Here is a 24,579-nt window from a genome sequence, read left to right as displayed (position 1 = left end):
CTTCTAAGCCTTCTCAGCGTTTTGTATAGGCGCGCATCTGTTCGGCCAGCCGCGCGAGTTCGGCCGCTGCCGCGGGCGAGGCGTTGCTGAGTCCGCTGTGTACGGCCGTCGGGCTTCGCAGGAAGTGTCGCAGTGTGGCCACGAGCAGTCCTTCCGGCAGGGTCCGCAACGCAGCGAACCCGCGAGGGACCGGCGGCGTCGGCATGGCGGCCAGGTTCTGCCGTATGAGGCGGAGCATGCCCCGGACCGCGTCCGGATCGTCGGCAAGCGCTACCGGGCCGCCCGCCGTGTGCACCGCCTGCCCGAGCGGGACCTCGAACGCCGCGTGTGTCTTGAGCCAGGCATCCATCTTCGGCTCGGTCTTGGCGCTGATCCCGATGGTCCGGAACGCCTCCACGATCCGTTCCAGTCGCGGGGTGGTCCGGCCGTCGGGTTCGCCGATCGGCATCGCAACCCGGCGGGTCATGAAGTTGGCCGCGCGATAGCGGACCACGTCGCCGTCCATCGTGCCGCCGGCCATGGGGAAGCCGAGCAGCACCCGCTCGTGGCCGATCACCGCGCCCAGCGGCTCCGCGCCGGCCGCCCAGTTGAGCAGGAACAGCACGTCGCCTTCGAGACCGGCGAGTGACTCCAGCACCGTGTCCACCTGATGGGTGCGGACGAAGACCGCGATCAGCTCGTACCCGCCGGCCGGGTGCTCGACCACCGGCACCGGTACCCGCCTGACGGCCGGACTGTCTTCCTCGGCGAGCTGCACGCCGTGCCGGCGCAGGGCGGCCAGGCGCTCGCCCCGGGCGAGGAGCGAGACGTCGTGCCCGGCCTCATGCAGGCGGGCGGCGAACAGGCTGCCGAGAACCCCGGCGCCGTACACGAGCAGTTTCATGGCAACCCTTTTCGTACGTTCGTTTCAGTCATACGTTCGTTTTAATCAAACGTCTGTAGTGTACGCAGGCATGGCGCCACCTGACACCCGCACCCAGATCCTCGACGCGGCCGAACACCTCTTCGCCGAGCGCGGTTACCGCGGCACCTCGGTCCGCGCGATCACCGACCTCGCCGGAGCGAACCTGGCCGCCGTCGGGTACCACTTCGGCTCGAAGGCGGAACTCCTGGCCGTGGTCGCCCGCCGCGTGATCGAGCCCATCAACGCCGCGCAGTGCGCAGGGCTGGACCGACTGCTCGCCAGGACCCCGGACCCTGCGGTCACCGAACTGGTGGAGGCATTCGCGGGGCCGCTGTTCGACGAGATGCCAGCCGGTGACGAGGGCGGTGCCCGGACGTCCCGGCTGATCGTGACGATCCTCAGCGACCCGGCCGAGGAGGTGCGCAGCTGGACCGGTCCGGCCGAGGATGAGGTCCGTGAGCGCTACCTGGCGGCCTTCGGGCGCGCGCTGCCCGGCCTTTCCCCGGAGGAGCTGCGGTTCCGGATGCGGGGGATCCTCGCCGTAACGGCCGTGGACCGCGTCGAGGTCTACCAGCAGCGCTCCCCGGCCTGCCTGTCCCCGGTAGCGGGCGAGGCGGCCCGGCGCTGGGCGATCACGTTCCTGACGGCAGCGATGAGCGCACCACCGACGGGGACCTGACAAGCTCGGGACGGCCGAGGCCGACCGGCGACGTCGCCGGGCGGCGAGCCCGGCGGCCGGCGTCTGCTCGGCCCGGAATCTTTGGCGGGTAGAGACGGACGGAAGTTGGTCGCGGGCCTGTCGTGTCGAGGTCAGCGTCTGCGCTCGTCGGGTGCGAGCAGGCTGGTGACCTCGGCGATCGCCTCCGCCGAGGGATGGAAGTGCTTCCTCATGTTCTCCGGCTTCTTGTGCCGCGATGTGGCCATGAGCGTTCCTGCCGACTTGGGTGATGTGCCCCCCGAGGTCACGCGGTGATACCGAGAATCATTCGCGCCCCTCGACAACTGGGTTCGTCTGACGAAATATTGTTCACGCGTAGAGTGGTTCGGTGATGATTGGCCGACGTCAACAGAGTCGGCTACATGGCCCGCCCGCTGACCTGATGTGAATCGCGTGCACGGGCTGCCTGCCCGGTTGCCAGTCCTTGGAGGAGTTGTCGATGAGCAGTGGTGAGTTCCCGGAGGTCGGGACGGTGGCGGGCGTGGTCCGTGGGCGTCGTGAAAGTGGCCTGGAGGTGTTCCGGGGCATCCCGTTCGCACAGCCCCCGGTGGGGGAGGCGCGGTTCGGGGCACCGCGGCCGGTGGCGGGCTGGGACGGTGTGCGGGAGGCGTTCGCGTTCGGTCCGCCGCCTCCGCAGGAGCCGATGGGCCCCCAAGCCGGGCCCGTTGTCGGCCTTCCGGCGGATGACGACTGGCTGACGGTCAACATCTGGACACCGGAGACGGACTCGGCCGCACGACGGCCGGTGATGGTGTGGATCTACGGTGGCGCCTACAAGTTCGGCTCTGCCGACGACCCGGCCTACGACGGCAGCCGGCTCTCCCGTGACGGCGACCTGGTGGTGGTCACCCTCAACTACCGGGTCGGCATCGAGGGGTTCGCCCTCATCGAAGGCGCACCCGCGAACCGGGGCCTGCTCGACCAGGTCGCCGCCCTGGAGTGGGTGCGTGAGAACATCGGCGCCTTCGGCGGCGATCCCGATCAGGTCACCGTCTTCGGTGAGTCCGCGGGCGCCGGGTCGATCGCCGCGCTGCTGGCCATGCCGCGGGCACGGGGTCTGTTCCGGAGGGCGATCACACAGAGCGTGCCGGGGACCTTCTTCTCCACCGCACTGGCCGGTGACATCGCCGAGGTCCTGGCGGGTGGGCTGGGACTGCGCCCGACGGTCGCCGATCTGTCCGGCGTGGACCCGCGCAAGCTGCCCGAGGCAGGAGCCGCACTGACCGCCGGGATGCGCGGGTACGTGGACCGCTGGGGTCCGGTCGCCCTGACCCCGACTCCCTTCTCGCCCGTCGTCGACGGCGATGTCCTGCCCACCACTCCGTGGCAGGCCCTCGCGAGCGGCGCCGCGCGGGACGTGGAGCTGATCGCCGGGCACAACCGGGACGAGTACCGCCTCTTCCTCATGCTGGGCGGGCTGCTGGGGCAGGTGGACGAGGGCCTGGCGGCGATGGCGCTGGGCCTGTTCGCACCGACGCCGGAGAGCGGGCAGGCCTACCGTGCCGCGTTCCCGGACGCCTCGGCGGAGTACCTGTTCGAACTGGTCCAGTCCGACTGGCTGTTCCGCATGCCGTCCCTCCACATCGCGGAGGCGCAGGTGGCAGGCGGCGGCCGGGCGCACGTGTACGAGCTGACCTGGGCCGCACCCGCCAACGGCGGCGTTCTGGGTGCCTGTCACGGCCTGGACGTACCCCTGACCTTCGGTGTGTACGGAGGCCTGGGTGCCATGCTGACCGGGCCCGTTCCCTCGCCGGAGACCGAGGCGCTCTCCGCACGCTTCCGCTCCGCGTGGACCGCCTTCGCCGCCACGGGTGACCCGGGCTGGCCCGCGTACGACGCCGAGACGCGCCTCGTCCAGGTCCTCGACACCGAACCGACGGTCACCGCGTATCCAGAAGAGGCCGCCCGCCGCATCTGGGAACACCACGCCTTCGCCGCGCTGCCCCTGACGACGGCGTAGCGCCCACGCCTCCGATCCGCGGCGCTTTGCGGCCGGCCAGACGATGAATGGCCGGCCGTTGCAGCCGTCCCGCACGGCTGTCGCTCCTTGCCACGCGGGGAGTTGTCAGGCGGTCGGGTCGATCAGCAGCTTCATCCGGCGCCCGGCGCGAAGCTCGGTGAAGCCCCCGTCGATGAGGTCGCTGAGGGGGATGGTGTCGACCCAGCCGGTGGTGTCGTAGTGCCCCTGGGCCATGAGGGCCATGACGGCTCGATAGTCATCGGCCGTGTAGCAGATGGTGCCCTGGATACGCCGTTCCCGGAGGACGAGGCTGAGGAGCGGCGTGGGCAGGGGACGGTCGTAGATCGCGACGCTGATCAGGGGGCGGCGCTCGCCGATGGAGGCCAGCGCGGACTCCACGGCCGGCGCCACGCCGGCGGCGTCGAAGGCCGCGTCGACGCCGTCGCCGTTCGTACGGTCCGCGATCAGCGCCGGCACGTCCACCGCTGCCGGGTCCAGGGTGCGCGCGCCGAGCCGCTCGATGGCCGCCCGTCGCTCGTGCGACGGCTCGACCACGTCGATCTCCGTCAGCCCCATGCCCCGTAGAGCGAACCAGAGCCCGATGCCGATCGGTCCCGCGCCGTAGACCAGAGCGGAGTCCTGGTTGCCGACGCCACCGAGAGCGGCGGCGTGGTAGGCGACGGACATGGGCTCGACGAGGGCACCGAGGCCGAGGGAGACGGACTCCGGCAGTCGGTGGACCTGGTTGACGGGCACGACGGTGTACTCGGCCATGCCGCCGTCCGCCATGAGCCCGTGGAACCCGATGCTCGTACAGAGGTTGTAGTGGCCCGTGCGGCAGGGGCGGCACTCGCCGCAGCGGTAGATCGGCTCGATGGTGACCTGGTCGCCGACCGACACCTCGGTGACGTCGCCACCGATCTCGGCGACGGTTCCCGAGAACTCATGGCCCAGGATCACGGGCATCGCCCTGCCGGTGAGCGGGTGCGGTTCTCGGGGGGAGATGAAGATCGGCCCGTCGTAGTACTCGTGAAGATCGGTTCCGCAGATGCCGTTCGCGTGGACCTTCACCTTGACTTCGCCGGCGCCGGGGGACGGCTCCGGCACGTCCGCGATCTCGATCTTGCTGTTCCCGTAGTACATGGCTGCGCGCATCGATACCTCCATGTTCTGGTGCGGCGCGTACAGGCGGGTCAGGGGCTTCGGAGCAGCTTCTTGTTCGCGAACTCGTCGAGTCCGAACCGGCCGAGTTCCCGCCCGATGCCGGAGTTCTTCACTCCGCCGAACGGCATCTCGGGCGAGCTGCGGACCAGCATGTTGAGGCCGACCATTCCGACGTCGAGCCGGTCGGCGACGTATTCCGCCTCGGCCGGATCCGCGGTGAACACCGCGCTGCCGAGGCCGTACGGCGAACTGTTGGCGAGGTCGATCGCCGCCTCGGTGGAGTCGACGCGGTAGAGGACGGCGACCGGACCGAAGATCTCCTCGTGATACGCCCGCATCTCCGGAGTGACGCCCGAGAGCACGGTCGGGGGGTAGTACGCGCCCGGGCCCTCGGGCACCTCCCCGCCGAGGTGGAGTTCGGCGCCCTTGGCGACGGCGTCGCGGACCTGCTCGGCGACCTGGTCGCGCGCGGCGACGGACGACAGCGGACCGAGGCGGGTGGACTCGTCGGCGGGGTCACCGGTGTGCCAGGTCGCCGTCTCCGCGAGAAAGCGGGTCACGAACTCGTCCCAGACCGGCTCCGCGACGATGGTCCGCTTCATCGAGGTGCAGACCTGGCCGGCGTTCCAGAAGCGGCCGATCGCCGCCGCGGAAACCGCCTGCTCCAGGTCGGCTCGGGGCAGCACGATCAGCGGGTCGGATCCGCCCAGTTCCAGCACGCACTTCTTCAGGTGCTGCCCCGCGAGCGCTCCGATCACCCGGCCCGCGCGTTCCGAGCCGGTGAGCGACACCCCCTGCAGAAGAGGGCTCGCGATCATCGTGGCGATCTGCTCGTGCGTGGCGAAGACGTTCTGGTACACATCGGCGGGAGCGCCCGCCTCCTCCGCGACGGACTCGATCGCGAGGGAGAGCTGTGGGCAGTTGGGCGCGTGCTTCAGCAGGATGGTGTTCCCGAGCAGCAGGTTCGGGGCGACGAAGCGGGCCGCCTGATAGAGGGGGAAGTTCCACGGCATGATGCCGAGCAGCGGACCGATGGGCGCGGTGCGGACCAACGCCTTGCCGGTGCCCGCGATGTCGAGCACCTCGTCCCTCAGCAGGTCGGGACCCGAGGTGGCGTAGTACTCGTAGATCGAGGCCGCGAGTTCGACCTCGGCCCGCGCCTGCGCGACGGGCTTGCCCATCTCCTGCGTGGTGAGGGCGGCGAGTTCGTCGGCCTTTTGCCGGTGCAGCGCGGCCATGCGCGCGAGGACCGCGGCCCGCTCGGAGAGCCGTGTCGCGGACCATGTCCGATACGCCGTCGCGGCCGCGACGAGGGCCTGGCCCGCCTCGGCGTCCGTCAGGGTCGCGAACTTGCACGCGACGGCACCTGTGATCGGATCAACGGTTGCGTACACCTCTGTGGTCCTCCAGGTCGGTGGGATCTCGGTGCGGAACGGGCATGACGCCGCAGGCGCGGCTCACCACTGCTCCGCGCTCGTGTGCTGCTCCTCGTCGAGTGTCAGCGCGATCTTGCGGAACCGGCTGGCGTGGAAGATGAGCGGCGGTGTGTACGGAGCCGTGTCGAGGCCCTGGACCTCCAGCAGGGCGATCAGGTGGTCGCCGGCCTCGACCTCGTCGTAGAGCGAGACCTCCATCCACGCGCTCGAACCGCGGATCAGGATGCTGTCGTGCGGTCCCGCGTCCCATTCGACGCCGGCGAAACGGTCGCCCTGCTTGCTCGCGAGCTGGCGGCACGCGACGTCATGCCACTGCGAGAGCACGCTCAGTCCCAGCCGTGGCCGCTCGCGCAGGACCGGCCACGTCGAAGACGTCTTCTGGATGCACACCGACACCAGTGGCGGATCCACGGAGACCGAGGTGAACGAACTGGCGGCCATGCCTGTCGGGACGCGGTCCACGCGGGCGCAGAGGGCCGCGACCCCGGACGGGAACGCCCCGAAGGCATGGCGCAACTGCTCCCCGCAGGTCACCTGTTGGAGGCGGATCATCTCTGTTGTTCCTTCCTGCGGTGCCTGCGAGGAGGGTCAGGCGGAGGCGCCCTGCGATTCCTTGCGCTCCTCGGCGTGACGTGCGGTCGCCGCCTGGATGGCGTCGGCCTGACGCTGGTCCAGTTCGTTCCAACGCGACACCGCGTAGTCCCGGGACCGCAGGAGACGGTCCGCGCTGCCCTGGAACCGCGGCTTGACGTGGTCGGCGAAGAGCTCGTAGCTCTTGAGCGTGGCGTCGTGCCTGGCCCACTCGTGGTGGATGAGCAGGAACGAGCCGAAACCGCCCGACTGGCCTTCGAGCCGCTCGATCTGGGCGATCGCGTCGTCCACGGTGCCGATGACCCCGAGGCCGCTCTCGTTGAGCCACTCGATGCGCTCCTCGAAGGTCTTGCCCGCCGCCCGGAAGTGGGGAGCGGCGAGCACGTCCTGGGTGTAGTCGCACCAGGCGTCGAGGCCGTACCGGACGTCCTCGATGGCCTGCTCCTTGGTCTCGGCGAGGTGCATGGGGCCGCACAGGCGCCACTTGGTCCGGTCGGGGGTGTGGCCGAACAGCGGCGCCCGCTCCTCCATCACGTCCCAGTGCAGGGCGAGTGCGTCGAAGCCGCTCCGGTTGGTGGCGCCGACCGACATCAGATGGATGCCGTTCTTGGCCGCGATGCGAGGGCCGGTGGGGGAGGCGATCGCGGCGACCGTGATCTCGAAGTCGCTGTACGGCGCGTACTGGGTGTGCGCGTCGACCAGGTTGTAGCGGTTCGTCTTCGCGGTCACGGTCTCGCCCCGGAGGATGGCCATCAGTACGTCGACGTCCTCCTCGAACGCCGTGCGCTGCTCCTCAAGGCTGATGCCGATCATGGTGGCGTCGGTCGGCAGGGCGCCCGGGCCCAGGCCGAGCATGAAGCGGCCGCGCAGCAGACGATCGAGGAAGAGCGCACGGTCCGCGACCCACAACGGGTTGTGGTACGGCAGGGAGAGCACGCCCGTGCCGAGCTTGATGTACCTGGTCTGCGGCGCGGCCCACGCGATGAACGACATCGGGTCCGGGATCAGCTCATGGCCGGCCGAGTGGTGCTCGCCGATCCAGGCCTCGTCGAAGCCCAGCCTGTCCATGTGCTGGATGACGGCCAGGTCACGCTCGTAGGCCGTGGTCGGGTCCTGGCCCGGGGGGCAGTGGAAGGGAGCCATGAAGGTCCCGAACTTCAGCGCCATCGCCATGTCCTCCTCGTTGAGGGTTGATGCACGCGTCGCTTGGTGCCGCGCAGTGACGACTGAAACACGCACCGGCCGCCGACGGTTGTGCAACTTTGGGACGCCCCGAGGTGTGCCAAGAGCGGACAGTCAGGCCCTTGAAGCGGCGGTTGACTGGGGTCATGACCACACACGACTCACCCAGGCGCCCGGCCGCGTCGCCGTCCGCGGTACCTGGAGCGCAGTTGCGCCAGGTCGTCCACCCGGTCGACGACGTCTCCGAGGCCGTCGAGTTCTACGGCACCGTGCTGGGACTCCCCACCCGCTTCGTGGACGGCGAGCGCTACGCGGCCTTCGACGCCGGGCCCAGCACCTTCGCCGTCGCCGCGGACACGGAGGACGTGGCAGGCGTCGCGGCAGCCGCTTTCAAGGTGGACGACATCGCCGAGTTCCTCGACCGGCTCGGGGCGGTCGGCGGCCAGGTCGTCGAGGGCCCGGCCGACGGCCCGCACGAGCGCCGGGTCGTGATCAGCGATCCCTGGGGCAACAGGATGATCGTCTATGCCGCACTCTGACAAAGAGCGCGTCCATGCCCGAAGCTCCGCTTCCACGCCCGGAGTTCCCTCGTCCGACTATTACCGACGGCGGATGAGTGGGTATTTGATTGGTATTGGACGGCGCATGCGCTTCGTGGTTGTGTGAGAAGAGGTGACAGCGTCGTTGCCGCGGCAGGAAGGTGGGGCCAGCAGTGATCGACACCCATCGTGGCCTTTCCGCCGGTGATGAAGCGGGCTCTCTCATGGTGAGAACCGAGATCGTCGAGTCCTGGCGGCGGTCGCGGCTGAACGGGGTCGACCCGGACCGCGTTCCGTGCGTCGAGGGCGAGCCCAGCCTCGACAGCCGGACGGCCAAGGTCGCCATCCCCGTTCTCACCTCCATGGCCGACGTTCTGATCGGCGCCAACACCAGCCTCCTGCTCAGCGCGCCGGACGGCACCCTGCTCTGGCGCTGGGACGAGGACAGCCGGCTGCGTTCCCGCCTGAACCGCAGCAGCGTCGTGATCGGCACCCGCTGGTCCGAGGACGTCATCGGCACGAACGGCCTGGGCACGGCCCTGGAGACCGCTCGGGCCGTGACGGTCAACGGCACAGAGCACTTCAACGAAGCCCTGCACGACTTCGCCTGCGCGGGGGCACCCATCCGGCATCCGGTCACCCACCGGGTGACCGGGGTGCTCAGCGTCGCCAGCCTTGTCGAGCACGCCAGTCCTCTGATGGCACCGACCCTGCTTCGCCTGGCGCACGACATAGAGGAGGAGCTGTACGGGGAGACCTCGATGCACGAGCGCCAGATGCTGCGCCATTTCCTGGCCGAGCGTCGGCGTACCCGGAGCGCGGTGGTGGTCGTCAGCGCGGACGTGGTCATCGCCAACTCCCTCGCCACGTCGATGGATCTTGATCACTCGGCGCTGTGGCAGCGGATCGAGGACGGGCCCGACGACGTCATCGGACTCGAACTCTCCAGCGGGTCACGGGTCACCGTGTGCCGCCCCGTGCACCGAGGCGGCGTCCTGGTCGGAGCCGTGGTCGTCGCCGAGGAGATGCCCGCCTCGGCGGTGGTCCGGCCGACGCCGACGCGCGCCCGCGATCCGCGGCGCCAGGAACGCCCCTGGATCCGAGTCGTCGCCCAACTGCGCTCGACCGCGTCCACGACCGACCGGCTTCTGGTCGTCGGCGAGCACGGGACCGGTAAGCGCGCCGCCCTGCGGGCCGCGGTCGCGGACTCAGATATCGCATACCGCGAACTCGACTGTGCCACGGTCGACGAGGTCGGTCACGAGCAGTGGCTGGCCGATGCCCGTGCGCTGGTGGAGCATGTGGACGAACTCCTCGTCCTCGCCCACCTCGACGACCTCGACGACCGTACGTGCCGAGCCCTCGCGACGATCCTGGACCGTGCTCCGCGCATCGACGGATCCGACCTGCGGCTCGCGGCTACGGTCTCGGCCGCCGCATTCCACAACGACCTGCTGCCGCGCGCAATCGTCGACCAGTTCCCGCCGCTCACCTTCGAGATTCCTCCACTCCGCAAGCGCACGGACGACGCCCTGGCCCGGCTGGTCGACCAGGGAGTGGGCATGCCGAGGCTCTCGCACGAGGCGATCCAGGCGGTCCAGCGCCACCCATGGCCCGGAAACCACCGCCAACTGGAGGAGTTCCGGCGATGGTTGACCCGCCAGAACCGGCCGGTCGTCACGGCGGCGGACCTGCCGCCCGCCTGGCTCCACGAGGTCACCCGCGGTCACCTGACCGCCATGCAGACCGCGGAGTCGGACGCCATTGCGACCGCACTGCGCGAGCACGGCGGCAACAAGGCTGCCGCCGCGACGGCACTCGGGATCTCGCGCTCCTCGCTCTACCGGAAGCTGCGCGAGTACCGACTGCGCTGACGCACCCGGTGACGCCCACCGTCAGAGAGGCGTCGACCGCGCAGACCCGGAGTTCGCACGTGGTGCCCGCGACCGGCGCACAGCGTGCTACTCCCGGACGACAGCGGTTAGTACCGCAGGACGAACGACGGTGATCGGGTCGGCATCGTGGTGCCGTCGGCGGCGGTCGCGGCACACCTAGCGTTCTTGGCAAGGCAGCCGGGATCCCCGGCGCGCCCGGTCGAGATCGTGGAGGGAAACCCGCCGATGATAGAGATCCATCACGTCGTCAAACGCTACGGCGACAAGACGGCTGTCGACGACCTGGACTTCACCGTCGAGCCGGGTGTGGTGACGGGCTTCCTCGGCCCGAACGGGGCGGGAAAGTCCACGACCATGCGCATGATCATCGGCCTCGACGCGCCCACCAGCGGCCGTGTGACGGTCAACGGCAAGCACTACGCCCAGCACACCGCACCGCTGCAGGAGGTCGGCGCGCTGTTGGAGGCCAGGTCCGTCCACCCCGGCCGCTCCGCCTACAGCCACCTCCTCTCCCTCGCGTACACCCATGGCATTCCGCGCCGCCGGGTGGACGAGGTGATCGAACTCGCCGGCCTCGGCAAGGTCGCCAAGAAGCGGGCCGGCTCCTTCTCGCTGGGCATGGGGCAACGCCTGGGCATCGCGGCGGCACTGTTGGGCGACCCGCAGACGGTGATGCTGGACGAGCCGGTCAACGGCCTCGACCCGGAGGGCGTGCTGTGGATCCGCAACCTCCTCAAGGGCCTGGCCGCCGAGGGACGCACCGTCTTCGTGTCCTCGCACCTGATGAGCGAGATGGCGCTGACGGCCACCAACCTCGTCATCGTCGGCCGGGGCAGGCTGCTCGCCGACACGACGGTGGCGTCCTTCGTGGAGCAGGCGGGCGGCGAGAGCGTGAAGGTTGTCAGCTCGGACCCGGAGCGGCTGCGCGCGCTGCTGGCCGGGCCCGACGTCACCGTCACCGGCGAGATCGGCACCGAGACCCTGCAGGTGTCGGGGCTGAGCGCCCGCGAGATCGGCAGCCTGGCCGCCGACGCGGGCATCGCCGTCTACGACCTCACCCAGCAGGCGGTCTCCCTTGAGGAGGCGTTCATGGCCCTGACCCATGACGCCGTCGAGTACCGCAGCAGCACCGACACGGAAACGAAGGGGAGTGTCGCGGCATGACCGGCGTCCAGACCACATCCACCCCCGCGGCGACCACGACCGCGAACCCCCGCTACAAGGTGACCTTCCCCAGGGTGCTGCGCTCGGAATGGTCGAAGTTCCTCTCCCTGCGGTCGAGTTGGATCACGCTCGCGGTCGCCGTACTGGCCACGGTGGTCATCGGCATGGTGGCGGCCTACCGCTACGACCCGGTCCACGCCGACCAGCACGACGCGGTCGCGCTGTCACTGGACGGCATCACCCTGGCCCAGCTCGTGGTGGGTGTCCTGGGTGTGTTGGCCACGGCCGGGGAGTACACCACCGGCATGATCCGCTCCACCTTCGCCGCGGTGCCCCGGCGCCTGCCGGTTCTCTGGTCAAAGTGCCTGATCTACTTCGGCGTGGTGTTCGTGGTCGGGGCGGCGGGTGCGGTCGCCTCCTTCCTGGCGGGCGCGGGCTTCCTGTCCGGCAAGCCGATCGCGCTGACCCTGTCGGACAGCGGCGTGCTGCGCTGCCTGTTCGGTGCCGCCCTCTACCTGGCGCTGGTGGCCGTACTGGGCGCGGGACTGGGCATGCTGGTGCGCTCCGCGGCGGGCGGCATCTGTCTGCTGGTCGGTGCGCTGATGCTGATGCCGGTCTTCCTCGACCTGCTCCCCAGCAACTGGAAGACGGACGTGACCCCGTACCTGCCGGCCAACGCCGGCCAGTCGGTCTTCACCCTGCACACGGACAGCACGATGCTCAGCCCCGGTACGGGCCTGTTGGTCCTGCTCGGCTGGGTGACGGCCGTGGTGGTGGGGGCGGCGTACCGTGTGAACCATTCCGACAGCTGACAGGCGTACCGGACGGCATCCCTGCTCCACCGACCCTGCGCGAGGCCGCACCATGAACCCCGTAGCCGAACCCGTGTGGGACCAGCCGCTGGCCAGTGGCTGGATCCGCCTGCGCGCCGCGGACCGGGCCCGTCCGCAGGTGCTGGACTCGCTGCTCGCGGCGGGCGTCCTGGCCGCCGCGATCGCCGACCTCTTCGAGCAGGAGGAGCGCGGCCTGTTCGGGGTGCAGGGAGTCGCGGCCTGGGTGGTTGTCATCAACGCGGCGGCGCTGGCGCTGCCCTTGGTGTGGCGGCGGCGCGCCCCGCTCGCGGTCTTCGGCGTCGTGCTCGGGGTCTGCGCGGCGCAGTGGGCGGCGGGACTGGCGCTGCGCAGCGACCTCAGCCTCATGATCGCCCTGTACGGGGCCGGCCGGTACGCCTCCCCGCGGGCACTGCGGAACATGGCAATCGCCACGGCGCCGGTGTGCGCACTGCTGGCCTTCCGGGTCCAGCCGCTGGACTCTCAGCCGTGGGTGTCCCTGTTCTTCGTGCTGTGCGCGGCCACCGCGGCGGCGGCCCTCGGCCTGGCCGGCCGGATGCGCCGGGCCCAGCTGGCCGCGCTGGCCGAGCGGGCCGCCACCCTGGAAGTCGAGCGCGAGCAACGTGAGCTGCTGGCCGCAGCCAACGAACGCGCGCGGGTCTCTCGCGAGTTGCACGACATCGTGGGACACACCCTGGCGGTGATCGTCGGTCTGGCCGACGGGGGCGCGGCCGAAGCCCAGCTGGAGCCGGAGCGGGGTCCGGAAGTCCTGCGGACGATCGCCGAAACCGGGCGTACGTCTCTGGGAGAACTCCGCCGCGCCCTGGGCGCGCTGCGGGTCGGACTGCCCGACGACGCCGCGGGCGCCGAACTGCACCCCCAGCCGGGTACCGCCCAACTCGCCGCCCTGTGTGAGCGGATCCGGACGGCCGGGCCGACCGTCACCTACACCGCCTCGGGCGACCTCGGCTCGCTCAGCGCGAGCCTTCAGCTCGCCGTGTACCGGATCGTCCAGGAGTCCCTGACCAACAGCCTCAAGCACGCCGGACCACGCACCCGCGCGCGGGTCGCGGTGACGGCCGACGCCCGTGCCGGTGAGGTCGTGGTGCAGGTCGACGACACCGGCCCACCGGTGGAGGAGGCGACACCGGACCGCGCGGGCGGGAGCCGTACCCCGGGGCAGGGCCTGATCGGCATGAGGGAGCGCGCCGCACTTGTGGGAGGCCACGCGGTCTCCCGACGCAGGGCCGGCGGCTGGACCGTACGGGCTGTGCTCCCCATGAACCACGACGGGCGGACGAAGACCGATCCACAGACGGCGCGTGCCCGCTCGGCCCCCAAGGACCGGACCGGAGTTCAGGAGTGCCCGTGACCACGGTGCTGATCGTCGACGACCAGCCGCTGCAGCGCATCGGCTTCCGGATGCTGCTGAACAGCAGTCCGGAGACGACGGTGGTCGGCGAGGCGGAACACGGCGCGGAGGCGGTGCGCCGGACGGCCGAGCTGCACCCGGACGTGGTGCTGATGGACATCCGCATGCCCGGCATGGACGGCATCGAGGCCACACGTCAGATCCTCGCCTCCGGCGGTCGCTCCCGGGTGCTCGTGCTCACCACCTTCGACCTGGACGAGTACGCGTACGGCGCGCTGCGCGCCGGCGCGAGCGGCTTCCTGCTCAAGGACGCCCGCCCGGACGAACTCCTCGCGGGAATCCGCGCGGTCGCGGCCGGTGACGCGGTGGTCGCGCCCGCGATGACCCGCCGCCTGCTGGAGGTCTTCACCACGCACCTCCCCCTGCGCGGCCCCGGCGAGGATCCGCGCCTGGCCGGGCTGACCCAGCGCGAGCGCGAGGTGCTGACCGATATCGCGGCCGGTCTGACGAACAGTGAGATCGCCGAGGGCCTCTGCCTGTCCGAGTCGACCATCAAGACGCACATCGGCCGGATCCTGGCCAAGATCGGAGCCCGCGACCGGGTGCAGGCCGTCATTTTCGCCTACGACACCGGTCTGGTGAGGCCGTCCTGAAGGAGGCCGGTGCCAGTCGGAGCAACGCATCGGTGGCCCGACTGGCATCCCGCCGTTCAGCGTGCGACGCGGACATCGGTCTGATTCGCGCCGCACATCACGGCGTCCGTGAGGTGCGGAAGGTGAGGCGCCCCCTCGGCGACGACGGCCAGGATCCGCCTTGGAGACGCCTCGGCGGTGACGGTCCGGGTCGGACCGGAATGCCGACCTGCTCCGGGACAGTGCCCGGTCCGATGCCGGCGTCGGGCCCCGCCGCCATCGGACCGCGATGGTTCAGTCGACGTCGGGGAGCGGACTCAGGCCGACCTTCTCGGCAAGGGCGTTCGCCGGAGGGAGAGCGGCTTCGGGGCGACGCCGTGGGATGAAGGAGGCGACGGCCAGCGCGACGGTGGCGGCACCGACGCCGATCGCAAGGACGGCACGCAGGCCGTTCTCGGACGGAACCTCGATGCCGTGGAAATCGATCGTCATATGGGCGAGCAGTACACCGGCCACGGCACTGGAGGTGGTGGTGCCGATGGACCGCATCAGGGTGTTGAGGCTGTTGGCCGCGGCGGTCTCGGAGGCGGGCACGGAGTCCATGACGAGCGTCGGCAGCGCGGCGTAGCCGAAGCCGACACCCATGGCGACGACGCAGGAGGCCAGGATCAGCGTCCAGGTGGCGGACATCAGCACCATGATGAGGAGGTAGCCCACGCCCACGACCACGGCGCCGATCATCAGGGTCGTCTTCGGCCCCCGGGTCCTGGTGACCCGGGCGGAGAACGGGGCCACGGCCATCATGACCAGACCCTGCGGGGCCATGGCCAGGCCCGCAGTGGCCAGGGACTCGCCCAGCCCGTAGCCCGTGATCTTCGGTAGCTGGAGCACTTGTGGCAGCACGAGGTTGAGCGCGAACAGCGAGAACCCGAACGCGACCCCGGCGAGGTGGGTGAAGAGGACCTGGGGATGCGAGCTGGTACGCAGGTCCACCATGGGCCGCGGGGTGCGGAGTTCGAACCAGCCCCACAACGGCAGGACGATCAGGGCCACGGCGAAGACACTGAGAGTGGTGCCGCTGCCCCAGCCCCAGTCGGCACCCTTGGAGACCCCGAGCAGCAGGCAGACCAGACCGATGCCCATGCCCAGGGCGCCCGGGACGTCGACGCGTCCGCCGGGGCGCGCCTTGGACTCGGGTATGAGCAGCAGGACCAGCAGGAGAGCGACCGCGCCCAGAGCGGCCGACGTCCAGAACAGCACGTGCCAGTCGAACGTGTCGGCGATCATCGCGGACGCGGGCAGGCCAAGAGCGCCGCCGACACCGAGGGAGCCGAGCATCACAGCGGTGGACACGGGCAGCTTCTCGGCGGGCACCTCGTCACGCAGGATGCTGACGCCGAGCGGGATGACCCTGTTCGCCAGGCCCTGCAGCGCGCGGCCGATGATCATCGTGGTCAGTGACTCGCTGAGCGCGCAGATCACGGAGCCCGTGACCAGTACGGCGATGCCGATGAGCAGCATGCGGCGCTTGCCGTACATGTCGCCGAGGCGGCCCATCACGGGGGTGGCGACGGCGCCGCACAACAGGGTGGCGGTGAGCGCCCAGGCGGCGTCGGCGGCGGAGGCGTGCAGGTACTCGGGAAGGTGGGGGATGATCGGGATGATGAGCGTCTGCACCAGTGCCACGGCGATGCCGGTGAAGGCGAGAACCGTCACCAGGACGTTCACGTTCCGTCCGCCGGAGGCTTCGGCCTCGGATGTCAGGGGCGAGGGGATGGACATGGGTCAGGCCTCCGGAGTGTGGGGGCGGAGCGCGGAAGAGCCGATGTCGCTTGTGCGGGGTGCGTGACCGGAACCGGTGGCCACGCAGCGGGGGTGGGGGTGCTGTGGGGGCTCATCGCGTCGGCACGGTCGCGGTGCCCACCGCGGTGTGCGGTGTGCGGGTCTCGTTCGCCACTGCTTCGTGCCATGAGGTGCCCGCGGCCAGTGCCTGCCGCCAGCCACGGAGGACCTTCGGCGTGACGCCCACGCCCAGGATCCCGGTCAGGCGGTCGTCCTTTCGGTACGCCACCACGAAGTGACGCCCCGTCAAGTCGCCTTCCACCACGGCGACTTCGTCATGACTGCGGAGATGTCCGTATGCCTGGATCCGCATGTCGTACTGGTCCGACCAGAAGTACGGCACCGGCGCGAACGGCTTGCGTGCCTCCGGTGCGGCGAGCAGGTTGCGGGCGGCGGCCATGCCCTGTTCGGAGGCGTTCGTACGGTGCTCGATCCGCATCGAGGCGGTGAACAACGGGTTGTACCAGCGGGCCACGTCCCCGGCCGCGTAGATCCCGGGGGCCGCCTCGCAGTACGCGTCGCACGACACACCGTCCTCCACGGCGAGCCCGCTGCCGGCCAGCCACTCGGTGTTGGGCCGCGACCCGACGGCGACCAGCACCGCGTCGCTCTCGACCAGTTCGCCGTCGGCCAGGAGCACTCCGGTGCCGGTCACCTCCGACACGGTCACCCCGGTACGCAAGTCCACACCCCGTTCCAGATGGGCCCGGGTGAGGACCTGACCGACCTCGGGGCCCACCACGTGCGCGAGGGGCACCGGCGCGGGTTCCAGCAGCGTGACGTCGGCGCCGAGACCCACGGCTGCGGCCGCGGCCTCCGCGCCGAGGAACCCGGCGCCGACCACGACGAGCCGACGTCCGGGACCCAGCCGGTCCCGCAGCGCCAGCGCGTCGTCGAGCGACCGCAGTACCTGCGTGTCTTTGCCGGGCAGCCGGCGGGGACGTACTCCGGTGGCGATGACGAGACCGTCGTAGGACACCGTGGAACCGTCCGCCAGTCGCACCGACCGGGTGGCCGGATCCAGTCCGGTCGCGGCGACGCCCAGACGCAGATCGAGACCGAGAGCGTCCAGGTCGGCCCCGGTGCGCAGGGCCAGCTGTCCTGTGTCCCACTGTCCGGTGAGGAACTGCTTGGACAGGGGCGGACGGTCGTAGGGCGGGTGGGGTTCGTCGCCTACGAGGGTCAGCGTCCCGTCGTAGCCCTCCCGGCGCAGCGTCTCGGTCGCCGCGAGGCCCGCGGCCGAGGCGCCGACGACCACGATCCGCCTCACCGCTCCACCAGGCGGATCGCCGCCGCGGGACAGAGCGCCGCGGCTTCCTTCACACCGTCGAGGAGATCCGGGCCGGGCCGGTCGTCGAGCAGGACGGCGACCCCGTCCTCGTCCCGCTGATCGAACACGTCCGGAGCGGCCACGACACACTGGCCGGCGGCGACGCACTTGGGTTCGTCGAGTTCCACTTCCACATGCATGGTTTTCGTCCTCGTTCTCGGCGGAGTCGGGCGAGTGTCGATTGCTAGGTTACGGAGACCTAGGTTACGGTAACCGGTATGTGGATCGACATCCTCCTTTTGGCCGAGCTGGCCCGCGGGCCGCGTCACGGATACGAGTTGCGCAGGGAGGTGGAGGCGGCGACGGGGCACTCCCTGTCGAACAACTCCCTCTACCCACGGCTGCGTCAGTTCGTAGACGGCGGGGCGGTGCTGCGCAGTTCGGAGGAGCAGCAGGCGAAGCCGCCGCGGCACGTCTACTCGATCACCGACGTCGGGCGGGAAGTCCTGCACGACATGCTGGCCGAGCTCCCCGAAGGGGGAGCGGACCAGTCGCGCGAGTTCCACGCGCGGCTGGTGAACTTCGCCTGGCTGAGCCCGGAGGAACAACTCCGCGTACTTGAGGCCCGCGACTGGGTGCTGGTCCGCAACCGCGACCGTGTCGCCGCGCTGGCGTCCGTGCGGATGGAGCGTTGGAGCCGCCTGGCGCTAGATCACGGGATCGCCCGGATCGACGCGGAGCGCGGTTGGCTGGCCGGGATGAGGGCGGAGATCCAGAGCGGTGAGAACCCGTCCGAACCGACCCAGGAGCCTCGATGAGCACGGTGACCGACGCGAACGAAACGGCTGATCTTCCGGTCTATCCCGGTGAGCGTTCCGCCCGCTGTCCCTTCGACCCCCCGGCCGACTACGCGAAGTGGCGGGAGGGGGAGGGGCTGCGCAGGGCGGTGTGGAACGGCCACACGGTCTGGGTGGTGAGCCGGATCGAGGACATCAAGGCCGCCATGACCGATCCCCGGGTCAGCGCGGACATCGTCGGCCGGCTGCAGGGGGAGGAGCGGGGCGAGGGCGCGCCGCCGATCTTCCCGCGGATGGACGACCCGGAACACGCCCGGCTGCGCCGCATGCTGACCAAGGACTTCACCGTCAAGCGGGTCCAGGCCATGCGCCCGCGCATCCAGGAGATGGTGGACGACTTCCTCGACCAGATGATCGCCAAGGGCCAACCGGCGGACATCGTGCGGGACTTCGCGCTGCCGGTGCCGTCCTTCGTGATCTCCCTGCTGCTCGGAGTGCCGTACGCGGACCACGAGCTCTTCCAGCAGTACACGTCGGTCATGATGAGCCTGCACCGCCCGCAGGAGGAGCGGACCGCCGCGAGCCGGGCCCTGTTCGGTTACCTGCGGGAACTGGTGGCGCGCAAGGAGGCGGAGCCCGGCGACGACCTGATCAGCCGGCTGCTGGGCGAACACGTCGCGAACGGGGACATCGACCGCGACACGGTGGCCATGAACGGCCATCTCCTGCTCAACGCCGGCCATGAGACCACGGCCAACATGATCGCCCTGAGCACTCTGTTCCTGCTCCGCCACCCCGACGACCTCGCCCGTATCCGGGACACCGACGACCCGAAGGTGGTCTCGGGCGCGGTGGAGGAACTGCTGCGCCACCTGAGCATCGTGCACAGCCTGGTCGCCCGCGTGGCCGTCGAGGACGTCGAGATCGGCGGCCAGCTCGTCAAGGCGGGCGAGGGCCTCGTCATGAATCTGCCCGCAGGCAACCGGGACCCCGAATTCCTCGCCGAACCCGACGAGTTCGACATCGGCCGCGATGTCCGCGGACACGTCGCCTTCGGCCACGGAACCCACCAGTGCATCGGACAGATCCTGGCCCGCGCGGAACTGGAGATCGCGCTGCCCACCCTGCTGCGCAGGCTCCCGGACCTCCAACTGGCGCTCCCCTTCGAGGAGTTGAGGTTCCGCGGAGACATGAGCATCTACGGCGTCCACGAACTGCCCGTCACCTGGTGAACCGCGACCGCACCGAGAGGCACCCATGACCGTCACAGAACCCCGGGCCTATCCGTTCGCCACCGAGAAGCTCGACTTCGACCCGCTCTACACCGCGTTGCGGCGCGAACAGCCCTTGTGCCGCGTCCAGTTGCCGTACGGCGAACCGGCCTGGCTGGCCACCCGCTACGAGGACGTCAAGGTCGTCCTCGGCGACCCGCGCTTCAGCCGGGCCGCCGCCGTCGGCCGGGACCAGCCCCGCTCCCGCCCCTACCCGGCGGGCGCCGGAGCGATGATCAGCCTCGACCCGCCCGAGCACAGCCGGCTGCGCAGGCTGGTGGCGAAAGCGTTCACCATGCGGCGCATCGACCAACTCCGGCCGCGCGTCCAGCAGATCGCGGACGGACTCGTCGACACGATGCTGACCGAGGGCCCGCCCTCGGACCTCGTGCGCGACTTCGGACTGCCGCTGCCGATCGCCGTGATGTGCGAACTGCTCGGCGTGCCCTTCGAGGACCGCGGCGACTTCCGCCGATGGGCGGACGCCTACCTGTCCACCAGCAAGTTCACCCGGGAGCAGGTGGCCGACTCTCGCGCACAGCTGAGGGAGTACGTCTCCGGCCTCACCGCCGAGCGGCGCTCGGAGCCGCAGGACGACCTCCTCTCCGCCCTCGTCGCCGCCCGCGACGCCGAGGACCGCCTCTCCGAGGAGGAACTGCTGACGATGGCGGAGACCATCCTCGTGGCCGGCCACGAGACCACCGCTACACAGATCCCCAACTTCGTCTACCTGCTGCTCACCAACCCCGACCAGCTCGCGGCCCTGCGCGCCGACCTCGACCTGGTGCCCAGGGCGGTGGAGGAACTGCTGCGCTACATCCCCGCCGGAGCGGGCAGCTCGCAGCCGCGCTACGCCCTGGAGGACGTCGAGTTGGGCGGCGTGACCGTGCGCGCGGGCGAGCCCGTGGTCGTCGACAGGTCCTCGGCCAACCGGGACGAGACCGTCTACACCGATCCTGACGAACTCGACCTGGCGCGCAAGGAGGCCCCCCACATCGGGTTCGGCCACGGAGCGCACCACTGCCTCGGCGCACCCCTTGCCCGGATGGAACTCCAGGTCACCCTCCACACCCTGCTGACCCGGCTGCCGGGTCTGCGGTTCGCCGACTCCGCGGACGACGTCATGTGGAAGTCGGGCGTGTCCACGCGCGGTCCGGAGCGGATGCCGGTCACCTGGGACCACGCATGACCGACCTCGGGTTCGACGGCAGGGTCGCGGTCGTCACCGGCGCGGGCGGCGGGCTGGGCAGGGAGTACGCCCTGCTGCTCGCATCGCGCGGAGCACGTGTCGTGGTCAACGACACCGGCGGGTCGACGGCGGGCGAGGGGACGGACGAAGGTCCTGCCGAGAGCGTGTCCCGGGAGATACGCGACCTGGGCGGCGAGGCGGTGGCGGATACGCACAGCGTGGCGACACCCGAGGGAGGTCATGCCGTCGTCCGTACCGCCCTGGACGCCTACGGCAGCGTGGACATCCTCGTCAACAACGCGGGCATCCTGCGCGACGCACCGTTCCACGACATGACGGCCGAACTGCTCGACCCCGTCCTCGACGTCCACCTCAAGGGCGCGTTCTACGTCACCCGGCCGGCCTGGGACGTCATGCGGGAGCGGGGCTACGGCCGGTTGGTCAACACCACCTCGGCAGCCGGACTCCTGGGCACCGCGAACAAGAGCAACTACGGCGCCGCCAAGACGGGCCTGATCGGCCTCACTCGCGTCCTGGCCGCCGAGGGGGCCGCCTACGGCATCAAGGTCAACGCCGTGGCCCCGATCGCGCTCACCCGCATGCTCACCCAGTCCATGACGCGGACCGGAGAACAGGGGAAGACCCCCGAACGAGAGCCCGAACGAGAGCCCGGGCGTGCCGGGCAGGCGATGACCGTGGAACGCATGAAGTCCTTCGTCGACAAGCTCGATCCGGCGCTCGTCGCGCCGGCCGTCGCCTACCTCGCACACGAGGACTGTCCCGTCTCCGGCGAGATGTACACGGTGGGCGCCGGTCACGTCTCGCGGTTCTTCGTCGGCAGAACGGACGGCTACTTCAACCCGGCCCTGTCGATGGAGGACGTCCGGGACCACTTCGACGAGATCCGCGACGAGACGGGATACACCGTCCCGAGGGACCCGGGCGAGGAGACCGGCCGGTTGTTCCGGACGGTGAGCGGCTGACAGGGGAGCGGGGCGTTCCGCCTCGGCAGGGCATGGACTGGGTGCAGGTCGACCTGTCCGTGCCCGGCTGCAGGACGGGATCACCGGATACTGACGACCATCTCGACGTGGGGCGCACCCGGCAGGCCAGTTGCACCGACAGGCCAAGGTGAACTCTGATCGTCCACCCGGGCGTTCCTGCTCGCGCCTTCGATGAGCGGATCCGTCGGCGCGGCGTTCGTAGGGCACGAGGTAGGCGTGGCTGCGGAAGGACGGGACCGAGTCGTCGGAGAGCTCGATGCCTGTATACATCGATTCGATGCCTATAGCGATTCGATGTATCTTGGGGAGGCAAGTGTCCGCGACCCGTCAGCTCGCGAACAGACCTCAGACAGAAGTGGTTCCGATGGAAGAGCGAGAGATGCAGACCCGTACCCCCGAAGAGGTCTACGCCAGTCATGGTGCGGCGTTGGTCGCCGAGGATCTGGACAAGCTTGCCGCCAATTTCGCGGAAGACGCGGTGGTCGTCACGCCGAAGGGCGTCCTGCGTGGCAAGGAGGGTGTCCGGGAGAGCTTCACCCGGCTGTTCGCCGATCTCCCGAAGGCCGACTGGGAGATGAAGACCACCCTCTTCGGCGGCGAGGTTCTCTTCCTGGAATGGACCGCGACGTCGGCGAACACCAGCGCGACCCACGGTGTCGACACCTTCGTCATCCGGGACGGCCTCATCAGGGCCCAGACGGTGCGTTACGAGCTGGCGTCGAACGACGTCTGACGTGACGGACCCGCGCCTCGGTCCATGGGCGGCCGAGGTGTGGGCAGCGCTCGGGCAGCCACGGACAGAACGGTTCGCAAGGGCGCGGACGGATTGTCCGTACGCCAGGCCAGCGCGGCCTGCAGCTGTACGGCCGATCCCGCCAGCGGGCGGTAGGCCAGGCCGTTCTGCTGGATGTGTCGGCACGAAGTGAGTGTCAGCGTCACTCCCACTCCTGCGGCCACCAGGGCGAGGATGGTGTAGGAGTCGGGCGCTTCCTGAACCACCCTGGGCGTGAACCCGGCGGTCTCGCAGGTGCGGAAGGTGGCGTCGCGCAGGGACGAGCCGGCGTTGCCGGGGAAGCTGACGAACGGCTCGTCGGCCAGAGCGGCGACCGGGATCGATTCGGATTCCGCCAGCGGGTGGTCGAGGGGGAGCGCGCACACCAACTGCTCCTCGGCGATCACACGAGTGGAGACTCCGAGCCGGGTGACCGGAAGGCGGACGAAGCCGAGATCGAGCGATCCTTCCGCGACCCGCGCCAGGGCGACATTCGCGTACGTCTGCCCTTCCAGGATCAGCTCGATCCCCGGATGCGACGCTCGGAGCGCCCGCGTGAGGAGCGGCAGGCTCTCGTGACTGGAAGCGCCCGCGAAGCCCACGGTGACTCGCCCGTACTCGCCTCGGCCGGCTGCCCGGGCCGCACGCTGTGCGATGTCGACGCCTGCGAGGACAGCCCGCGCCGGTTCCAGGAAGGAGCGGCCCGCGCTGGTCAGCCGGACCGACCGGGTGCTGCGCTCGAACAGCTGGACCCCGAGCTCCTTCTCCAGACGCCGGATCTGCTGACTGAGTGGCGGTTGGGCCATCTGCAGCCGCTGAGCGGCCCTCCCGAAGTGCAGTTCCTCTGCCACGGCGACGAAGGCTGTCACGTGGCGCAGTTCCATGGCCGTTCCCGTCCTTGCGGCTTTCGATATATCAATTCGTAGTCTCAGTGTGACTCTAATTTGGTATTGGACCCTACTCAATGAGTGGTGCCAAGGTGTGGTGGACCACTCGTCCACGCCGAGGAGCACCTCATGGGACCGGATGCCCTGCCCGCTGAGGCCGCGCGCTCTGCCAGGGACAAGACGATGGAGATGCGGGAAGCGATCAACTCCTTTGTCCACGACGGCGACACCGTCTGCCTGGAGGGCTTCACCCACCTCATCCCCACCGCGGCCGGCCACGAGATCATCCGGCAGGGGCGCAGGAACCTCACCGTCGTCCGTATGACCGCCGACATCGTCGTGGACCAGATGCTCGCCGGTGGCTGTGTCTCGAAGCTGGTCTCCTCGTTCGTCGGCAACTCCTCGGCGGGATCACTGGGGGAGTTGCGGCGCCGGATCGAGAGGGGAGTACCCGAGCCGTTGGAGTTCGAGGAGTACAGCCACTACGGCATGGTGTGCCGCTATCTCGCGGGAGCCCAGCGTCTGCCCTTGTACCCGCTGCGCTCCTACGCCGGGAGTGACCTGCCGTCGGTCAACCCGGCCATTCGCAAGGTGACGTCGCCCTACGCCGGCCCGGACGGAGAACCCGAGCAGATCTACGTGGTGCCGCCGGTCAACCCCGATGTGACGATCGTGCACGCCCAGCGCGCCGACCGTGCCGGGAACACACAGGTCTGGGGGCTCACCGGAGTTCAGGCCGAGGCGGTCTTCGCCGCGCGTAGAGCCGTCGTCGTAGTGGAGGAGATCGTCGCCGACGAAGTCGTACGGTCCGACCCGAACCGGACCGTCATTCCCGCGCACGCCGTGGATGCGGTCGTCGAGTGTCCTCGGGGAGCCCATCCCTCCTTCGCGCAGGGGTACTACGACCGGGACAACGCCTTCTACCGGTCCTGGTCGCACATCAGCGGAGACCCGGTGCGCCTGAAGAACTGGATGGCCGAGTGGATCCACGGCACACGCGACCACGCGGAGTACCTGGCCAAGCTCCAGGGCGAGTTCGACTCGCGTCTCGCCGTCGGTGAGGCTCTGAGCCTCCCGGTGAACTACGGGCGGCGGCTGTGACCGACCCGAGCACCGACCCCGTACGAGCGGCATGCGCGGAACGGGCACGACGAGCCGAG

General features: G+C 70.0%; 23 protein-coding genes. 14 read left to right on the top strand and 9 right to left on the bottom strand.

Features of this window, described 5'->3' with window-relative positions:
• Positions 1 to 13 precede the first annotated feature (13 nt).
• Complete coding sequence (locus OH768_RS08040) at positions 14 to 883, bottom strand: ketopantoate reductase family protein (protein WP_406451490.1); 870 nt, start codon at positions 881 to 883, stop codon at positions 14 to 16.
• Positions 884 to 953: 70 nt separating this feature from the next.
• On the opposite strand from OH768_RS08040, the gene OH768_RS08035 reads away from it, so the two are divergent.
• A complete protein-coding gene (locus tag OH768_RS08035) occupies positions 954 to 1,583 on the top strand; it encodes a TetR/AcrR family transcriptional regulator (protein WP_406451488.1) in 630 nt (209 codons plus the stop codon).
• 478 nt (positions 1,584 to 2,061) lie between these two features.
• On the top strand, positions 2,062 to 3,582 hold the full coding sequence (locus OH768_RS08030; RefSeq protein WP_406451486.1) for a carboxylesterase/lipase family protein: 1,521 nt from the start codon (positions 2,062 to 2,064) through the stop codon (positions 3,580 to 3,582).
• Between the two features lie 105 nt (positions 3,583 to 3,687).
• Here OH768_RS08030 and OH768_RS08025 read toward each other — a convergent pair whose 3' ends face one another.
• The 4 genes from OH768_RS08025 to OH768_RS08010 all read right to left on the bottom strand — a co-directional run bounded on the left by OH768_RS08025 (position 3,688) and on the right by OH768_RS08010 (position 7,940).
• Positions 3,688 to 4,737: a 2,3-butanediol dehydrogenase gene (locus tag OH768_RS08025; RefSeq protein ID WP_406451484.1), complete on the bottom strand. Its 1,050-nt coding sequence runs from the start codon at positions 4,735 to 4,737 to the stop codon at positions 3,688 to 3,690.
• Between the two features lie 38 nt (positions 4,738 to 4,775).
• On the bottom strand, positions 4,776 to 6,140 hold the full coding sequence (locus tag OH768_RS08020) for an NAD-dependent succinate-semialdehyde dehydrogenase (protein ID WP_406451482.1): 1,365 nt from the start codon (positions 6,138 to 6,140) through the stop codon (positions 4,776 to 4,778).
• Between the two features lie 63 nt (positions 6,141 to 6,203).
• Positions 6,204 to 6,734, bottom strand: a complete 531-nt coding sequence (locus OH768_RS08015; RefSeq protein ID WP_266879978.1) for a flavin reductase family protein — start codon at positions 6,732 to 6,734, stop codon at positions 6,204 to 6,206.
• A 36-nt stretch (positions 6,735 to 6,770) separates the two neighbouring features.
• Complete coding sequence (locus tag OH768_RS08010) at positions 6,771 to 7,940, bottom strand: LLM class flavin-dependent oxidoreductase (RefSeq protein ID WP_406451480.1); 1,170 nt, start codon at positions 7,938 to 7,940, stop codon at positions 6,771 to 6,773.
• Between the two features lie 161 nt (positions 7,941 to 8,101).
• Between OH768_RS08010 and OH768_RS08005 the strand changes: the two genes are divergently transcribed.
• From OH768_RS08005 to OH768_RS07980, 6 genes are all read left to right on the top strand, one after another.
• Positions 8,102 to 8,494, top strand: coding sequence for a VOC family protein (locus OH768_RS08005; protein WP_317771774.1), 393 nt, complete (start codon positions 8,102 to 8,104; stop codon positions 8,492 to 8,494).
• A gap of 224 nt (positions 8,495 to 8,718) precedes the next feature.
• Positions 8,719 to 10,368, top strand: coding sequence for a sigma-54-dependent Fis family transcriptional regulator (locus tag OH768_RS08000; RefSeq protein WP_406451478.1), 1,650 nt, complete (start codon positions 8,719 to 8,721; stop codon positions 10,366 to 10,368).
• A 246-nt stretch (positions 10,369 to 10,614) separates the two neighbouring features.
• Complete coding sequence (locus OH768_RS07995) at positions 10,615 to 11,553, top strand: ABC transporter ATP-binding protein (RefSeq protein WP_406451476.1); 939 nt, start codon at positions 10,615 to 10,617, stop codon at positions 11,551 to 11,553.
• Positions 11,550 to 12,365: an ABC transporter permease gene (locus OH768_RS07990; RefSeq protein ID WP_406451474.1), complete on the top strand. Its 816-nt coding sequence runs from the start codon at positions 11,550 to 11,552 to the stop codon at positions 12,363 to 12,365. Before OH768_RS07995 ends, OH768_RS07990 begins: the two co-directional genes overlap by 4 nt.
• 52 nt (positions 12,366 to 12,417) lie before the next feature.
• Entirely contained in the window at positions 12,418 to 13,755 is a 1,338-nt protein-coding gene (locus OH768_RS07985; protein WP_406451472.1) for a sensor histidine kinase, read from the top strand.
• Positions 13,752 to 14,408 (top strand): response regulator, encoded by a 657-nt coding sequence (locus tag OH768_RS07980; RefSeq protein WP_406451470.1) that lies wholly within the window; start codon positions 13,752 to 13,754, stop codon positions 14,406 to 14,408. The genes OH768_RS07985 and OH768_RS07980 overlap by 4 nt, the downstream gene beginning before the upstream one ends.
• A gap of 273 nt (positions 14,409 to 14,681) precedes the next feature.
• Here OH768_RS07980 and OH768_RS07975 read toward each other — a convergent pair whose 3' ends face one another.
• The 3 genes from OH768_RS07975 to OH768_RS07965 form a co-directional block, all read right to left on the bottom strand.
• Positions 14,682 to 16,169 carry an MFS transporter gene (locus OH768_RS07975; RefSeq protein ID WP_406451468.1) on the bottom strand — a complete coding sequence of 496 codons (1,488 nt, stop codon included), beginning with the start codon at positions 16,167 to 16,169 and terminating at the stop codon, positions 14,682 to 14,684.
• Positions 16,170 to 16,281: 112 nt separating this feature from the next.
• The gene (locus OH768_RS07970) at positions 16,282 to 17,499 is read right to left on the bottom strand and encodes an NAD(P)/FAD-dependent oxidoreductase (RefSeq protein ID WP_406451466.1); all 1,218 of its coding nucleotides are present in this window, start codon (positions 17,497 to 17,499) and stop codon (positions 16,282 to 16,284) included.
• Positions 17,496 to 17,699 (bottom strand): ferredoxin, encoded by a 204-nt coding sequence (locus tag OH768_RS07965; protein WP_406451464.1) that lies wholly within the window; start codon positions 17,697 to 17,699, stop codon positions 17,496 to 17,498. The genes OH768_RS07970 and OH768_RS07965 overlap by 4 nt, the downstream gene beginning before the upstream one ends.
• A gap of 78 nt (positions 17,700 to 17,777) precedes the next feature.
• On the opposite strand from OH768_RS07965, the gene OH768_RS07960 reads away from it, so the two are divergent.
• The 5 genes from OH768_RS07960 (at position 17,778) to OH768_RS07940 (ending at position 22,493) form a co-directional block, all read left to right on the top strand.
• The gene (locus OH768_RS07960; protein ID WP_406451462.1) at positions 17,778 to 18,317 is read left to right on the top strand and encodes a PadR family transcriptional regulator; all 540 of its coding nucleotides are present in this window, start codon (positions 17,778 to 17,780) and stop codon (positions 18,315 to 18,317) included.
• Positions 18,314 to 19,528 carry a cytochrome P450 gene (locus OH768_RS07955; protein WP_406451460.1) on the top strand — a complete coding sequence of 405 codons (1,215 nt, stop codon included), beginning with the start codon at positions 18,314 to 18,316 and terminating at the stop codon, positions 19,526 to 19,528. Before OH768_RS07960 ends, OH768_RS07955 begins: the two co-directional genes overlap by 4 nt.
• A gap of 25 nt (positions 19,529 to 19,553) precedes the next feature.
• Positions 19,554 to 20,756 (top strand): cytochrome P450, encoded by a 1,203-nt coding sequence (locus OH768_RS07950; protein WP_406451458.1) that lies wholly within the window; start codon positions 19,554 to 19,556, stop codon positions 20,754 to 20,756.
• A complete protein-coding gene (locus tag OH768_RS07945) occupies positions 20,753 to 21,739 on the top strand; it encodes an SDR family NAD(P)-dependent oxidoreductase (RefSeq protein WP_406451456.1) in 987 nt (328 codons plus the stop codon). Before OH768_RS07950 ends, OH768_RS07945 begins: the two co-directional genes overlap by 4 nt.
• 400 nt (positions 21,740 to 22,139) lie before the next feature.
• A complete protein-coding gene (locus OH768_RS07940; protein ID WP_406451454.1) occupies positions 22,140 to 22,493 on the top strand; it encodes a nuclear transport factor 2 family protein in 354 nt (117 codons plus the stop codon).
• Here the strand turns inward: OH768_RS07940 and OH768_RS07935 are convergent.
• Positions 22,466 to 23,416: a LysR family transcriptional regulator gene (locus tag OH768_RS07935; RefSeq protein ID WP_406451452.1), complete on the bottom strand. Its 951-nt coding sequence runs from the start codon at positions 23,414 to 23,416 to the stop codon at positions 22,466 to 22,468. The genes OH768_RS07940 and OH768_RS07935 overlap by 28 nt on opposite strands.
• Before the next feature lie 132 nt (positions 23,417 to 23,548).
• Here OH768_RS07935 and OH768_RS07930 point away from each other — a divergent pair, with 132 nt between their 5' ends.
• Positions 23,549 to 24,520 (top strand): CoA transferase subunit A, encoded by a 972-nt coding sequence (locus OH768_RS07930; protein ID WP_406451450.1) that lies wholly within the window; start codon positions 23,549 to 23,551, stop codon positions 24,518 to 24,520.
• The last annotated feature ends 59 nt before the right edge of the window (positions 24,521 to 24,579 follow it).

It is taken from the genome of Streptomyces sp. NBC_01622 (genome assembly GCF_045209635.1).
GTDB lineage: Bacteria > Actinomycetota > Actinomycetes > Streptomycetales > Streptomycetaceae > Streptomyces.
This window is presented reverse-complemented; position numbering and strand designations above follow the sequence as displayed.

Coding starts and splice junctions, on each gene's coding strand:
- OH768_RS08040 (WP_406451490.1), bottom strand. CDS start 883: ATGAAACTGCTCGTGTACGGCGCCGGGGTTCTCGGCAGCCTGTTCGCC.
- OH768_RS08035 (WP_406451488.1), top strand. CDS start 954: ATGGCGCCACCTGACACCCGCACCCAGATCCTCGACGCGGCCGAACAC.
- OH768_RS08030 (WP_406451486.1), top strand. CDS start 2,062: ATGAGCAGTGGTGAGTTCCCGGAGGTCGGGACGGTGGCGGGCGTGGTC.
- OH768_RS08025 (WP_406451484.1), bottom strand. CDS start 4,737: ATGCGCGCAGCCATGTACTACGGGAACAGCAAGATCGAGATCGCGGAC.
- OH768_RS08015 (WP_266879978.1), bottom strand. CDS start 6,734: ATGATCCGCCTCCAACAGGTGACCTGCGGGGAGCAGTTGCGCCATGCC.
- OH768_RS08010 (WP_406451480.1), bottom strand. CDS start 7,940: ATGGCGCTGAAGTTCGGGACCTTCATGGCTCCCTTCCACTGCCCCCCG.
- OH768_RS08005 (WP_317771774.1), top strand. CDS start 8,102: ATGACCACACACGACTCACCCAGGCGCCCGGCCGCGTCGCCGTCCGCG.
- OH768_RS08000 (WP_406451478.1), top strand. CDS start 8,719: ATGGTGAGAACCGAGATCGTCGAGTCCTGGCGGCGGTCGCGGCTGAAC.
- OH768_RS07995 (WP_406451476.1), top strand. CDS start 10,615: ATGATAGAGATCCATCACGTCGTCAAACGCTACGGCGACAAGACGGCT.
- OH768_RS07990 (WP_406451474.1), top strand. CDS start 11,550: ATGACCGGCGTCCAGACCACATCCACCCCCGCGGCGACCACGACCGCG.
- OH768_RS07985 (WP_406451472.1), top strand. CDS start 12,418: ATGAACCCCGTAGCCGAACCCGTGTGGGACCAGCCGCTGGCCAGTGGC.
- OH768_RS07975 (WP_406451468.1), bottom strand. CDS start 16,169: ATGTCCATCCCCTCGCCCCTGACATCCGAGGCCGAAGCCTCCGGCGGA.
- OH768_RS07965 (WP_406451464.1), bottom strand. CDS start 17,699: ATGCATGTGGAAGTGGAACTCGACGAACCCAAGTGCGTCGCCGCCGGC.
- OH768_RS07960 (WP_406451462.1), top strand. CDS start 17,778: ATGTGGATCGACATCCTCCTTTTGGCCGAGCTGGCCCGCGGGCCGCGT.
- OH768_RS07955 (WP_406451460.1), top strand. CDS start 18,314: ATGAGCACGGTGACCGACGCGAACGAAACGGCTGATCTTCCGGTCTAT.
- OH768_RS07950 (WP_406451458.1), top strand. CDS start 19,554: ATGACCGTCACAGAACCCCGGGCCTATCCGTTCGCCACCGAGAAGCTC.
- OH768_RS07945 (WP_406451456.1), top strand. CDS start 20,753: ATGACCGACCTCGGGTTCGACGGCAGGGTCGCGGTCGTCACCGGCGCG.
- OH768_RS07940 (WP_406451454.1), top strand. CDS start 22,140: ATGCAGACCCGTACCCCCGAAGAGGTCTACGCCAGTCATGGTGCGGCG.
- OH768_RS07935 (WP_406451452.1), bottom strand. CDS start 23,416: ATGGAACTGCGCCACGTGACAGCCTTCGTCGCCGTGGCAGAGGAACTG.
- OH768_RS07930 (WP_406451450.1), top strand. CDS start 23,549: ATGGGACCGGATGCCCTGCCCGCTGAGGCCGCGCGCTCTGCCAGGGAC.